Source organism: Hydrogenophaga sp., assembly GCF_026125825.1.
GTDB lineage: Bacteria > Pseudomonadota > Gammaproteobacteria > Burkholderiales > Burkholderiaceae_C > Hydrogenophaga.
The window spans coordinates 34,586-47,805 of record NZ_JAHCKK010000028.1 but is presented as its reverse complement, the minus strand read 5'-3'; the positions used below and the strand labels follow the sequence as shown (position 1 = coordinate 47,805).

Genomic DNA, 13,220 nt, shown 5'->3' with positions numbered 1-13,220 from the left:
GCCTGCCGCGCAGCTCGTGGTCGGCGCCGTTGCCGGCGGACTGGCGGTCGACCTTGAGGCGCGCGCGCGCGCCGCCGCCGAGTTCGAAGGGGGTGGGTCGGTACCACATCATGCGGCGGCCTCTTCTTCCGTCATTTCATCGCCCAGGTAGGCTTCGATCACTTCGGCGTTGCGCACGACGTCGGCGGGCGTGCCGTCGGCGATCTTGCGACCCTGGTGCAGGACGATCACGCGCTCGACATGGCGCAGCAAGGTGGTGACGGCGTGCTCGATCCAGACCACGGTGAGGTCGAGTTCGTCGCGCAGGCGGCGGATGAGGCGCGCCATTTCTTCCACTTCGTTTTCGGTGAGGCCGGCGGCCACTTCGTCGAGCAGCAGCAGCCGCGGGCGGGTGGCCAGGGCCATGCCGATTTCGAGCAGGCGCTGTTGCGAGGGCGTGATGGCGGCGGCGGGCAGATCGGCCTGGGCGCTCAGGCCGATGAGGCCGAGGATGCTCTCGGGCGTGCGCAGCACCCAGGGCACGGAGGCCTCTTCGCCCCACAGGATGTATTTGCGCGGGCGCCGGCCGGCGAACTTGAGGCCGAAGGCGATGTTGTCGCGCACGGGCATGTCGCCGAAGACGCGCGGGGTCTGGAAGGTGCGCGCCAGGCCGTTGGCGGCGAAGCGGTGCGGCCCCTGGCCCGCGAGTTCGCGGCCTTGCACCGAGAGCGCGCCGCTGGTGGGCTTGGTCACGCCGGAGATGGCGTTGAAGAAGGTGGTCTTGCCCGCGCCATTGGGGCCGATGATGCCGACGAGTTCACCGGGCAGGAAGCGCGCGCTGACGGCGTCCACGGCCGTGAGGCCGCCAAAGCGCACGGTGACGTCGCGGGCGTCAAGAAGAGGCGTTCTCGTCTCGGTCACGTGCGCTCCTCCACGCACGCCATGCAACGGGTGCGACCATCTAGCCCAGAGCTGCCCACTTTGAGGGGGTCGCGCGAAGCGCGGCAGGGGTGTTTCTCAATACACATGGCGACGCTCCCGCTGTTCTTTTTCGCGTTGCTTGCGGCGTCGGGTCTCGCCGCTGAGGTCGTCCCGCAGGTCCTGCCACCAGGCTTTGGCGTCGTCGCGCCAGCCGCGGAAGGTGTCGGCACGCACGGAGGCCAGGCCACCGGGCAGGTAGAGCACGGCGAGGATGAGCAACAGGCCAAGCGACATCATGTAGATCTGAGGCACTTGCAGGCGCAGGGTTTCGGCGAGCACGCTGAAGACGATGGCCGCGATGAGCGGGCCCCAGAGCGTGGCCGCACCGCCGATGAGGGCGATGAGCACGGTCTGGAAACCGATGAAGGGGTTGAAGACGGTGTGCGGGTCGATGTAGGTCCAGCGCACGGACATGGCCGCACCGATCGCGCCGGCCACGGCCGCGGTGAGTGCGAAGCCGGCGATCTTGACCAGGCGGGTGTTGACGCCCAGGGTCTGCGCGCGCTGTTCGTCCGCGCCGATGCCGAGCATGGCCAGGCCAAAGCGCGTGCGGCGGATGGCGATGGAGAGCGCAACGGTGCCCACGGCGAGGAGCAGCACGGTGAAGTAGATGGTGTCTCGCTCGGGCACGACCATGAGCACGCGGCCGACGGTGCCGGTGACGGATTTTTCAAAGTAGCTGATGGCGTGGCGGATGAGCTCGGTCATGCCGAAGGTGAGCACGGCAAAGTAGGTGCCGCGCAGGTGCAGCACGGCCGCGCCCATCACGATGGCCACGCCAGCGGCGATGAGCGCGCCCAGGCCGATGGCCTGCGCCCAGGAGACTTGCTCGAGCAGGATGGCGCTGGCGTACGCGCCGATGCCGAAGAAGGCCGAGGTGGCGAGCGAGAGGTAGCGTGTGGTGCCGCAAAAGAGCGCCCAGCTGGAGGACAGCGCGACGTACATCAGGCAGGTGAGCGCCATGGAGACGACGAACTCGCTGGCGAAGCCGGGCAAGGCCACGGCCCAGCCGGCCAAGCCGAAGAGCACCAGCAGGTCGCGGATGAGGAACTGGCGGGAGGTCATGCTTTGCGGCTCTTTCTGGCAAAGAGCCCTTCGGGGCGCAGCAGCAGCACGCCGATGAAGACGACGTAGCTCAGCAAGGCCTTGAGGGAGGGGTTGGTGAAGTGCATGCCCAGGGCTTCGATGACGCCCAGCAGCAGGCCGCCGGCGAGTGCGCCACCCATGCGGCCGAAGCCGCCGAGGGTGATGACGATGAGGGCGGTGACGGTGTAGGGCTCGCCCATGGAGGGGCTGATGGTGTAGGCCATGGAGAGCAGGCAGCCGGCCACGCCCGAGAGGCCCAGGCCGATGCCGAACATCATGGGGTGCAGGCGCTTGGTGTTGATGCCCATGAGCTGAGCGCCGGTGGGCGACTGCATGAGCGCGCGCACGCCCTTGCCCAGCAGCGTGGTGCGCAGCAGCAAGATGAGCGCGCCCGAGAACAGCAGGGCCAGCGCGAACACGACCAGCTTGTTGACGGCAAACTGCGCGCTGCCGCCGGGCAGCGGGATGGACAGCGGCTGGGTGAGGTAGTCGTACCCGCGCAGGTCGCCGCCCCAGACGTAGGAGATGAAGTTCTGCACCAGGAACATGAGGCCGAAGGCGACCATGAGGCCACGGGCTTCGAAGACGTCGAGGTTGGGCGAGGTGGCGGTGAGGCGGCGAAAACACAGCCAGTGCACTGCCACGCCAAGGGCGAACAGCAGGCCGAAGGAGACCGGGATCATGAGCAGCGGCGAGAGGCCGAAGGAGGTCTGCACCATCCAGGTCAGGAAGGCCCCGACCATCAGGAACTCGCCGTGCGCGATGTTGAGGATGCGCATCAGCCCGTACTGCAGGTTCAGCCCGAGCGCGACGAGCGCGTAGATGCCCCCGGTGATGAGTCCGGAGGCGATGAGTTCTAACCAGGCGGAAAAGGACATAGGGCGAGAGAGGGGAAACGGATCCAGCACGTCGCGGGTGCGGCTTCGCCGGCCCGCAGACGTTGCCCCTTGAGGGGTGACGCGCCGCGGGCGCGGCGCGGGGTGGGCCTTACTTCCACGCCGGCTTCACCGGCATGAGCTTGGCGGTGGCGACCTTCTGCGGCCAGACGACTTCGAACTCGCCGTTCTGCCACTGGCCCACGGTGCCGGGCGTGCCCACGTTCTCGCTGCCGCTGAACTTGATGTCGCCAATGATGGTCTTGTGGGTGGTGTTGGCCACGTAGTCGCGGATGGCCTTGCGGTCCAGGCCCTGGGCCTTGACGGCGTTGGTGAGGATTTCCAGGCCGGCCCAGCAGGCGCCGCTGGCCCAGCGATCGGGTTCCTTTTTCTGGCTGGCGACGTGGGCGTCGAAGTAGGCCTTGGCGCCGGGGCTGGTCTTGCTGTTCCAGGAGCCCATGCCGAGCACGCCTTCGGCGCCGGCGGGGGTCATGACGTTCTTGTAGAGCGGGAAGGCCGTGCCGACCGAGGCGTAGAAGAACTTGGGGTTGAAGCCGATTTCCTTGGCCTGGCGGCTGGCGAGGATGGTGTCGGGCGGGTAGGTGAAGCCGACGAAGGCATCGGGGTTCTTGTCCTTGATGCTGCGCAGGGTGGGCGAGAGGTCTTTGACGCCGCCGGGATAGCTGGTCTCCTGCACGAGGTTGATGCCGGTGCCTTGCAGCGCGACCTTAAGGGCGGAGTAGTTTTCCAGCCCGAAGAGGTCGTCCACGTAGACGACGGCGACGGTCTTCACGCCGTTGGCTTTGAACATCTCCACCAGCGCGTCGCACATGGGCTTGGGCTGTTGCAGGAGCAGGAAGAAGTAGGGCAGCTTCATCTCGGCCAGGCGGCGCGAGAGCGCGGTGGGCGCGAGGAAGGGGTAGCCCAGCCGGTTGGCCAGGGGGGCGACGGCGAAGTTGGCGTTGCTGCCCCAGGGCGGGAGGACGAGGTCGACCTTGTCGCTGCCCATGAGTTTTTCGTAGGTGCGCACGACGGTTTCCATGTCGCTTCGGTCGTCGCTGCTGATGAGTTCGATCTTGCGGCGCACGCCTTTGACGTCGAGGCCGCCGGCGGCGTTTTGCTGTTCGGCCCACAGCAGGTAGTTGGGCTCCTGGCTGACCTGGGCGCCGCCTGTCCACGGGCCGGTGCGCGACATGGAGTAGCCGACGCGAACGGGCGCGGATTGCGCAAGGAGCTGGGGCGCGAAGGACATGGCGCCCACCGTGGCGGCAGCGCTTTGAATGACCAGACGGCGATTGGGATGGGCCATGGTGTGTCTCCTGGAGTTGTGGTGGACCAAGCCGCATCGTAGGGAGAACCGGGGCGCGCCGCTATGCTGGTTGTGCACTGGCTGCTTGTCGGAATGTGCACACCGATTCGGGTTAACCCTTGACCCTGGCCGCCGCGCCCGGGCGGACCGCGCCCGATAATCCGGCCCATGCCCACCCCCTCGCCGTCCACCATGACCACCGATGCCGTCGCCCCGGGCGAACGGGCGGCGATCTGGCGCGATTGGGTGTGGACGCATTTCGGGGGCCTGGAGTCGGATCTGTATGGCGACGTGGGGTTCGACGGCCACATGCATGCTTCGCACGCGGGGGACGTGGTGCTGACCAAGCTGGAGGCGAACCGGCACCGGGTGTTGCGCAGCCCTCAGCTGGCGCGGGGCAGCGAGCGGGCGTACCTGAAGATCGTGGCGCCATGGCGAGGCAGTGCGGGGGTTCAGCAGCACAACCGCGAGGCCTGGGTGCGGCCGGGGGGCTGGGCGATTTACGACACGACGGGCAGTTACGAGATCGCGAACCCGGAGCGGGTGGAGCATTTGATCGTGATGCTGCCCAAGGAGCAGCTGGCCGAGCGCGGTTTGCGGCTGGAGCCTCTGATGGCGCGGCATGTGGGCGGCGTGAGCGGGATCGCGCGGGTGGCGCTGGAGACGATGCGCACGACGTACCAGGAGTTGCCGGGGATGAGCGAGAACGCGGCGCGCGGTGCGGGCGAGCTGATCGTGGAGCTGGTGCGTTTGTCGCTGCAGGAGTTGTCGGGGCGCGAGAACAGCACGACGCAGCTGGAGGCGTTTCGCGATCGCATCCGTGAGCACATCGGGCAGCATTTGCGCGATCCGTCTTTGACCTTGGACCACATTGCGCAGGCCTTGAACTGCAGCAAGCGGCACCTGCACAAGGCGTTCAGCGCGGAGGACGATACGCTGGCGCACTACATCCAGCGTCAGCGCATTCAGGCCTGCATGCGGGAGTTGGCCCATCCCTCCCGGGCGCACCGCACGATCACGGAGATCGCGTTTTCCTGGGGCTTCAACAATGGGGCCCACTTCAGCCGGGTGTTTCGGGAGCACACGGGGCAGTCGCCCAGCGATTTCCGGGAGTCAGCTTTGCGGGCTGGGGCTTCTTCGGCCTGAGTTTTTTTGTGGGTTGGGTTTCTGGCTTCCACCTCGCGTGAGGCCAGTGGCGGGTTCCGACGGCTGCGGCCCTGCGACACAAGAGCGGCCGGCGCCAGCATGACCGGCCCCCCCGACCTCGCCAACCCCGGTGGCGTGAAAAATGAAAGAACCTACCGAACAGAGCAGGCCAGAGAAACCTTCATGGCCATCTGCTGCAAAGCCTGCCAGGGATCGGCCGGCCAGGTGGGCACCTTGAGGCCCTTGACGATGCCATCGACCGTGTGGGCATCGTCCAGCCAGCGCGACAGGGTGGCGATGCTGAGCAGAGGGATGGCGCGCTCCATGAGTTTTTCCTTCACGCCCCACACCCGGTTTTCGCGCAAAGCCATCGGCAGCGGCCGGCCGGCGTCCATGGCCGTGCGGATGCGGTGCAAGGTGCGGATGTCTTCCGACAAGGCCCAGTGCACCAGCACGGGCGCCTCGCCCTCGGCCTGCAGGCCATCCAGCATGCGCTGCACCCGCTGCACCTGCCCACCCAGCACCGCCTCGGCCAGCTTGAAGGCGTCGTAGCGCGCCACATTCAACACCGCGCCCTCCACCTGCTCGAAGCTGAGCTCACCGGCCGGGTGCAGCAGCGCGAGCTTCTGGATCTCCTGGTGCGCAGCGAGCAGGTTGCCCTCCACGCGGTCGGCGAAGAACTGCAGCGTGCGCTGCCCCTCCTCGCCCGAGGCGACGCGCTGACCCTGCTGCTGCAGGCGCTGCGCGATCCATTGCGGCAGGGCCTTGCGGTCCACCGGGTCCAGCTTCACCGTGGCGCCGAAGCTCTCCAGCGCGGCGAACCAGGCGCCCTTCTGCGTGGCCATGTCCAGGCGCGGCAGCAGCACCAGGGTGAGCGTGCTGTCATTGCCCTGCGCGGCCTCGGCGATCTGCTGCAGGGCCTGCGAGCCGTCCTTGCCCGGCTTGCCCGAAGGGATGCGGATCTCGATCAGCTGTTTGTCGGCAAACAGGCTCATCGAGCCACCGCTGGCCAGCACCTCGCCCCAGTCGAAATGCGCGCCCGCCACGGTGTGCACCGTGCGCTCGGTGTAGCCCTGCTCGCGCGCGACCGCGCGGATGGCGTCGGCCGCCTCCTGCACCAGCAGGGGCTCGTCGCCATGCAGGGTGTAAAGGCTCCTGAGCCCACGCTGCAGCTGGGCGGTGAGTTGCGGTGCGGCAATCTGCATGGCGATCGAGGGGCGGTGCCGGTCAGAGCGATTTCACGGCCGCCATGCGACGCACGACCTGCTGCACCACGTCGGAGGCCATGTCGCGGTAGAGCAGCTCTTCTTCGGCCGCCTTCGAGAGCACCGCCGTTTCACTGAAGCTCAGGTCGCGCTCGAGCAGCAGCTCCGTGTCTTCGATCAGCTCCTTGTCGACGGGCGTGCGCAGGCGGAAGGTGAAGCGGGTGCGCAGCTGCAGTTCCCGCACCTGGCCGGCGGCGGTCTGGCCCACGGCGATGCGCTCGCGCTGATCGGTGACGACGGTGAGCACCACGTCGGCGGGCGACGCGCCGCTGACGACTTTCAGCCCGTTGGTGATCAGCGCCCTTTGCAGCTCGGCCGCCACGGGGGTGCTCACACTGCCGGCCATTCGCACGGTCTGGAACGGGAAGGTGGGCGCCTGGCGCAGCTTGAAGCCGCAGCCCGTGGCGCTGGCCAGCACCGCAGCGCCTGCCGCCAGTTGCAACAGCGCGCGGCGGCGCGTGGCGGAAGGGGGCAAAGGGAGCACGCGGTGGGTTGGCATGTATCGACTTTCAGATGACCACGTTGACAAGGCGTCCGGGCACGACCACCACTTTTTTCGGCGCGGCGCCCGCGGCCTGTTTGATGAAGGCTTCACTGGCCAGCGCCGCGGCTTCGATGGCGGCCTTGTCGGCGCCAGCGGGCACGGTCACGCTGCCGCGCAGCTTGCCGTTGATCTGCAGCATGAGTTCGATTTCGTCGCGCTGCAGTGCGGCAGGGTCGGCCTCGGGCCAGGGCGCGTCAAGCAGTTCGCCCACGTAGCCCAGGTCGCGCCAGAGGGTGTGCGCGATGTGAGGCGTGGCAGGGTAGATGGCGCGCAGCAGGATGCCGAAGCTTTCGGCCAGCGCGGCGTTGTCGCCCGTGGAGCCGTCGGGCTTGAAGTCTTCGAGCGCGTTGAGCATCTTCATCGCGCCGGAGACCACGGTGTTGTATTGCATGCGCTGGTAGTCGTAGTCCACCTGCTTGAGCACGGTGTGGATTTCCAGGCGCAGCGCCTTGGCGGGCTTGGACAGCGCCTGGCCCGACACGCTGGCGGCGAGCGCACCCAGGCCACCGATGGCCGAGAGCTTCACGCCGAAGGCCCACACGCGGCGCAGGAAGCGGTAGCTGCCCTCCACCGCCGCATCGTTCCACTCCAGCGTGGCTTCGGGCGGCGCGGTGAACATGGTGTACAGGCGCGCGGTGTCGGCACCGTACTTCTCGATCAGGTCCTGCGGGTCCACGCCGTTGTTCTTGGACTTGGACATGGTGCCCACGCCTTCGTAGTCGATCGGCGTGCCCACAGGCAGCATGCCGTCACCGCTGGTGGCCGGGTTCTTCAGTTGGGCGCCGACGATCTTGCCGCTTTCATCGAGCACATGCTCCACGTCGTGCGGCCAGAAGTAGTCTTTGCCGCCCTTGGCGGTGCGGCGGCTGTAGATGTGGTTGAGCACCATGCCCTGCGTGAGCAGGTGGGTGAAAGGTTCGTCCACCTTGACCAGGCCGAGGTCGCGCATGACCTTGGTCCAGAAGCGCGCGTACAGCAGGTGCAGGATGGCGTGTTCGATGCCGCCGATGTACTGGTCCATCGGCATCCAGTAGTCCGCACCACCGGCGACCATCTGCTCGTCGTTGGTGGGGTCGCAGTAGCGCATGAAGTACCAGGACGAATCCACGAAGGTGTCCATGGTGTCGGTCTCGCGGCGCGCGGGCTGGCCGCACACGGGGCAGACCACGCCGGCGTGGAAGCCTTCGTGCTTGTGCAGCGGGTTGCCCGAGCCGTCGGGGATGCAGTCCTGCGGCAGGACCACCGGCAGGTCCTGCTCGGGCACGGGCACGGCGCCGTGTTCGGCACAGTGGATGATGGGGATGGGGGTGCCCCAGTAGCGCTGGCGGCTCACGCCCCAGTCGCGCAGGCGGAAGGTGGTCTTCTTCTCGCCCATGCCCTTGCTGGCGAGCAGCTCGGCGACCTTGTCGACGGCGGCCTTGTAGCCCAGGCCGTCGAGCACCCCGGAGTTCACGCACACGCCGCGCTGTTTGTCGCCGTACCAGTCGGCCCAGGTTTCGGTGCTGAAGGTTTCGCCGTCGACAGCCACGACCTGCTGGATGGCGATGCCGTACTTGTTGGCGAAGGCGAAGTCGCGCTCGTCGTGCGCGGGCACGCCCATCACGGCGCCGTCGCCGTAGCTCATGAGCACGTAGTTGCCGACCCACACGTCCACCTCCTTGCCGGTCAGCGGGTGCGTGACGGTCAGGCCCGTGGCCATGCCCTTCTTTTCCTGCGTCGCGAGTTCGGCTTCGGTGGTGCCGCCGGTCTTGCATTCCTCGATGAACGCGGCCAGGGCCTGGTTGCCTTCGGCCGCGTGCGCGGCCAAGGGGTGCTCGGGCGCCACGGCGCAGAAGGTCACGCCCATGATGGTGTCGGCGCGCGTGGTGAAGACGTACATCCGGCCGCCGCCGATCGGTGTCCCGTCTTCGCCCTGGATGGTGTGCGGGAAGGCGAAGCGCACGCCCTCGCTCTTGCCAATCCAGTTCTCCTGCATCAGCCGCACCTTGTCGGGCCAGCCGTTGAGCGTGGCCTTGGGGTTGCCGATCTGCACGTGGTCGAGCAGTTCGTCGGCGTAGGCGGTGATGTTGAGGTAGTAGCCGGGGATCTCGCGCTTCTCGACCACGGCACCGGTGCGCCAGCCCTTGCCATCGATCACCTGCTCGTTGGCCAGCACGGTCTGGTCCACCGGGTCCCAGTTGACGACCTGCGTCTTGCGGTAGGCAATGCCCTTTTGCAGCATGCGCAGGAACAGCCACTGGTTCCATTTGTAGTAGCTCGGGTCGCAGGTGGCGACTTCGCGCGACCAGTCGATGGCCAGGCCCATGGCCTGCATCTGCTGCTTCATGTACGCGATGTTGTCGTATGTCCACTTGGCGGGCGGCACGCCGTTCTTGAGGGCGGCGTTCTCGGCCGGCAGGCCAAAGGCGTCCCAGCCCATGGGCATGAGGACGTTGTGGCCCTTCATGCGCAGGTGGCGCGCGAGCATGTCGTTGATGGTGTAGTTGCGCACATGCCCCATGTGCAGCTTGCCACTGGGGTAGGGCAGCATCGAGCAGGCGTAGAACTTCGACTTGCCGGCATCTTCGCTCACGCGATAGGCGTCGATGGCGTTCCAGTGGGCGTGCGCGGCGCGCTCGACTTCCTTGTGGGCGTATTTGTCTTGCATGAACCTGGGGCCGGACCAGCCGGAAACGGTGAGATCAGAGAGAGGGCGCGCGGCGGCGCGGGGAGATGCGGGATTTTAGGCCTTGGCCCGATCCGCACGCCCGCGCCCCGGCATTCAGCGGGCGGCGCGCGGCGCGCTGTCGGCCACAAAGCCGATGCGCGAGAGGCCGGCGCTCTGCGCCAGGCCAATGAGCTGCACCACGCGGCCATAGGGCGCGGCGGCGTCGGCGCGCAGTTGCAGCTCGGTCGCGGCGTTGCGCAGGGCGGTCTCCCGCAGGCGCTGGCGCAGGGCGTCTTCCGCCAGGGGTTCGTCGTTCCAGCGCAGCTGGCCCTGGGCGTCCAGGGAAAGGGAGACGAAGGCATCGGCCACGGCCGGGGCGGTCGCGGGCACCTCGGCCTTGGGCAGCTCCAAGGCCAGCCGGCTGGCCATGAACGGCGCGGCGATGATGAAGATGACCAGCAGCACCAGCATCACGTCCACCAGGGGCGTGACGTTGATGTCGCTCATGGGCCGGTCGCCCGTGGGGCGTTCCAGCCGGCCGAAGCTCACGGCGACTCCCTGTGCGCCAGGAGTTCGCGCAGGTCGCGCGCGAAGCCTTCGAGGTCGGCCTCGATGCGGGCGATCTGGCGCCCCAGCACGTTGTAGGCGAGCACGGCAGGAATGGCCACCGCCAGGCCGGCGGCGGTCATCACCAGCGCCTCGCCCACCGGGCCGGACACCTGCTCGATGCGGAAGGGCCCGTCCAGCCCGATGCCGGTGAGCGCGTGGTAGATGCCCCAGACAGTGCCCAGCAGGCCCACGAAGGGCGCGGTGGAGCCCACGGTGGCCAGGAGCACCTGGCCGAACTGCAGGCGGCGCAGGACGCGGTGCAGGGCATCGCGCAGCACACGGGTGAGCTGCTGGGACCGGTCACCGGCGGCGGCCAAGGTGTGGGGCGCCGCCGCATCCAGGCCGCGGGCGGCCTGCAGCAGGGGCAGCAGGAGCTGTTGCGGGTCGAAACGGCCCAGGCGCGCCTGGGCGTCGTCCAGGTCGCTGGCCTGCCAGAAGGCGGCGGTGCTCAGGTTCAGGTCGGCGGCGGCGCGGCGCAACAGCCAGGCCTTCCACAGGATGACCACCCAGCTGGCGACCGACATGGCCAGCAGCAGGAGGGCCACGGCGCGGCCAAGCGCATCGGCCTGGCTCAGGGTCTGCAGGAGGCCCGGCCCCAGCTCGCCGTCCATGTCAGACCCGGACCGGCCCAAGCCCGCGGCCTCGAGCCCCCGGGGCTGCGCGGAACCGGCTTTGCCGGAGCGCAGGTGCCGGGCCCCGCCCGCCGAGGGCGGGAAAGGAGGGAGCCGCGAAGCCGCGCTGCGGGAGCTTCATTTCAAGCCGAGCACGTCGAACATGTCGTACAGCCCGGCCGGCTTGCCCGCCAGGAAACGCACGGCGCGCAGGCTGCCCTGCGCGTAGGTGGTGCGGCTGCTGGACTTGTGCGTGATCTCGATGCGCTCGCCGGTGCCCGCGAAGAGCACGGTGTGGTCGCCCACGATGTCGCCGCCCCGGATGGCGGCGAAGCCGATGGTCGACGGGTCGCGCTCGCCGGTGACGCCCTCGCGCGCGTAGACCGCGCATTCCTTGAGGTCGCGGCCCAGCGCGTCGGCGATCACCTCGCCCATCTTGAGCGCGGTGCCGCTGGGGGCGTCCACCTTGTGGCGGTGGTGCGCTTCGATGATTTCGATGTCGTAGCCCGTGGCCATGGCCTTGGCCGCCATTTCCAGCAGCTTGAGCGTGACGTTGACGCCCACGCTCATGTTGGGCGACATGACGATGGGAATCTGTTTCGCGATCTGGGCGATCTCGGTCTTCTGCGCGTCGGTGAACCCGGTGGTGCCGATGACCACGCCCACGCCGAGCTTCGCGCACTCGCGCAGGTGGGCCATCGTGCCCTCGGGGCGGGTGAAGTCGATCAGGAACTGGCTGCCTGAGAGGCCCGCGGTCAGGTCGGCGGTGATGGCCACACCGCTGGCCTGGCCCGCAAAGCCGGCCGCGTCCTGGCCGATGGCCGGGCTGCTGGCGATGTCGAGCGCGCCGGTCAAGGTGCAGTCACCGCTGTCGCGCACGGCTTCGACCAGCATCTGGCCCATGCGGCCGCTGGCCCCGGCCACACACACGCGCAGGGCGGCATTCACGGCGGCGCTCAACGTGCCACTCCCGAGCGCTCCAGCGGCGGGTAGACGGTGTCGGGCGAGGGCGCCGGTGGTGTGGGCTCCGGCGCCAGGGGGGTGTTCTTTTCCTGGAAGGACTTCAGCTGGGCCTCGGTGGCCTGCAGCGGGGGCACCTTGCCAAACTTGCGCCGCGCGTCGAGCGACGCGACGAACTCCACTTCGCTGGGCAGCTCGTCGCCTTCGAAGCGCTCAAGCGTCTCGCCCTTGAAGAACACCGTGAGCTTGCGCTGCTGGGGCTCCTGGCCCTGGCGGCGGAAGGTGAACACGTAGTCCCAGCGGTCGGCATGGAAAACGCTGGACAGCAGGGGCGAGCCCAGGATGTCGCGCACCTCGGACCGCGACATGCCGGGCTTGAGCGCGTTCGCCTGCTCGCGCGTGACCACGTTGCCCTGCACGATGTCGATCTTGTAGGGGGTGATGATGGTCGGGACGTAGCTGCAGGCCGAGAGCGAGGCCACGGCCACCAGCACGCACAGGACCGGCGCCAGGCGCAGGGTCGGCTTCGTGGAACGGGCGCGGCGGGGTGAGAGGAAATGCATGTGGGCTGACCCTGGAGGCGTAACGCCGTGTGCCACACGGGGGAAAATGCGGCAGCCGGCGAACGCTGGCGATATGATCCGGTCATTGTAGCCCCGGGGTCCTGCACCGCAGGGCACCCACCCCAGGGGTCGGCGGTGCCCGGTGGCGCTCATCGGCGCCTGTTTCAACCCCTTGCACCTGCCTGCCATGACCAACATCGAAGAACTCAAGAGCACGGGACTCAAGGCCACCCTGCCCCGGCTGAAGATTCTGGAGGTGTTCCAGAACGCGAAGCAACGGCACATGACGGCCGAAGACGTGTTTCGCGTGCTGCTGGAAGACCGCTCGGACATCGGCCTGGCCACGGTGTACCGCGTGCTGATGCAGTTCGAGCAGGCGGGCCTGCTCACGCGAAGCAATTTCGAGTCGGGCAAGTCGGTGTTCGAGCTCAACGAAGGCCAGCACCATGACCACCTGGTGTGCCTGGACTGCGGACGGGTCGAGGAGTTCTTCGACGCCGAGATCGAGAAGCGCCAGCAGATGGTGGCCAAGGCCCGCGGCTTCGTGCTGCAGGAGCACGCTCTGTCGCTCTATGCCAACTGCAGCAAGACCGACTGCCCGCACCGGGGCAACGTGCACCGCGTCACCTGAGGCGCAGCGAGCGC

13 protein-coding genes are annotated in these 13,220 nt (G+C 68.1%); 2 read left to right on the top strand and 11 right to left on the bottom strand.

The features are described from left to right. Window positions 1-108: 108 nt before the first annotated feature. From KIT86_RS11590 to KIT86_RS11575, 4 genes are all read right to left on the bottom strand, one after another. A complete protein-coding gene (locus KIT86_RS11590; protein WP_297398465.1) occupies window positions 109-900 on the bottom strand; it encodes an ABC transporter ATP-binding protein in 792 nt (263 codons plus the stop codon). Window positions 901-996: 96 nt separating this feature from the next. After that, on the bottom strand, window positions 997-2,025 hold the full coding sequence (locus KIT86_RS11585; protein ID WP_297398463.1) for a branched-chain amino acid ABC transporter permease: 1,029 nt from the start codon (window positions 2,023-2,025) through the stop codon (window positions 997-999). After that, a complete protein-coding gene (locus KIT86_RS11580) occupies window positions 2,022-2,924 on the bottom strand; it encodes a branched-chain amino acid ABC transporter permease (RefSeq protein ID WP_297398461.1) in 903 nt (300 codons plus the stop codon). The genes KIT86_RS11585 and KIT86_RS11580 overlap by 4 nt, the downstream gene beginning before the upstream one ends. 109 nt (window positions 2,925-3,033) lie before the next feature. Then, window positions 3,034-4,230 carry an amino acid ABC transporter substrate-binding protein gene (locus tag KIT86_RS11575; RefSeq protein WP_297398458.1) on the bottom strand — a complete coding sequence of 399 codons (1,197 nt, stop codon included), beginning with the start codon at window positions 4,228-4,230 and terminating at the stop codon, window positions 3,034-3,036. A gap of 192 nt (window positions 4,231-4,422) precedes the next feature. Here KIT86_RS11575 and KIT86_RS11570 point away from each other — a divergent pair, with 192 nt between their 5' ends. Then, window positions 4,423-5,376, top strand: coding sequence for a helix-turn-helix domain-containing protein (locus tag KIT86_RS11570; RefSeq protein WP_297398456.1), 954 nt, complete (start codon window positions 4,423-4,425; stop codon window positions 5,374-5,376). Between the two features lie 152 nt (window positions 5,377-5,528). Here KIT86_RS11570 and holA read toward each other — a convergent pair whose 3' ends face one another. The 7 genes from holA to KIT86_RS11535 all read right to left on the bottom strand — a co-directional run bounded on the left by holA (window position 5,529) and on the right by KIT86_RS11535 (window position 12,575). Beyond that, complete coding sequence (holA, locus tag KIT86_RS11565) at window positions 5,529-6,581, bottom strand: DNA polymerase III subunit delta (protein WP_297398454.1); 1,053 nt, start codon at window positions 6,579-6,581, stop codon at window positions 5,529-5,531. Window positions 6,582-6,603: 22 nt separating this feature from the next. Continuing rightward, window positions 6,604-7,140: an LPS assembly lipoprotein LptE gene (gene lptE / locus KIT86_RS11560; protein ID WP_297398451.1), complete on the bottom strand. Its 537-nt coding sequence runs from the start codon at window positions 7,138-7,140 to the stop codon at window positions 6,604-6,606. Between the two features lie 10 nt (window positions 7,141-7,150). After that, a complete protein-coding gene (gene leuS, locus KIT86_RS11555) occupies window positions 7,151-9,832 on the bottom strand; it encodes a leucine--tRNA ligase (protein ID WP_297398449.1) in 2,682 nt (893 codons plus the stop codon). Between the two features lie 114 nt (window positions 9,833-9,946). Next, a complete protein-coding gene (locus tag KIT86_RS11550) occupies window positions 9,947-10,381 on the bottom strand; it encodes a biopolymer transporter ExbD (protein ID WP_297398447.1) in 435 nt (144 codons plus the stop codon). Then, on the bottom strand, window positions 10,378-11,052 hold the full coding sequence (locus KIT86_RS11545; protein ID WP_297398445.1) for a MotA/TolQ/ExbB proton channel family protein: 675 nt from the start codon (window positions 11,050-11,052) through the stop codon (window positions 10,378-10,380). Before KIT86_RS11545 ends, KIT86_RS11550 begins: the two co-directional genes overlap by 4 nt. A gap of 138 nt (window positions 11,053-11,190) precedes the next feature. Then, window positions 11,191-12,012, bottom strand: a complete 822-nt coding sequence (gene dapB, locus KIT86_RS11540) for a 4-hydroxy-tetrahydrodipicolinate reductase (RefSeq protein ID WP_297398443.1) — start codon at window positions 12,010-12,012, stop codon at window positions 11,191-11,193. Further along, window positions 12,009-12,575: an outer membrane protein assembly factor BamE gene (locus tag KIT86_RS11535; protein WP_297398440.1), complete on the bottom strand. Its 567-nt coding sequence runs from the start codon at window positions 12,573-12,575 to the stop codon at window positions 12,009-12,011. The genes dapB and KIT86_RS11535 overlap by 4 nt, the downstream gene beginning before the upstream one ends. Window positions 12,576-12,762: 187 nt before the next feature. Here KIT86_RS11535 and fur point away from each other — a divergent pair, with 187 nt between their 5' ends. Continuing rightward, complete coding sequence (gene fur, locus KIT86_RS11530) at window positions 12,763-13,206, top strand: ferric iron uptake transcriptional regulator (protein ID WP_297398438.1); 444 nt, start codon at window positions 12,763-12,765, stop codon at window positions 13,204-13,206. Window positions 13,207-13,220: the final 14 nt, after the last annotated feature.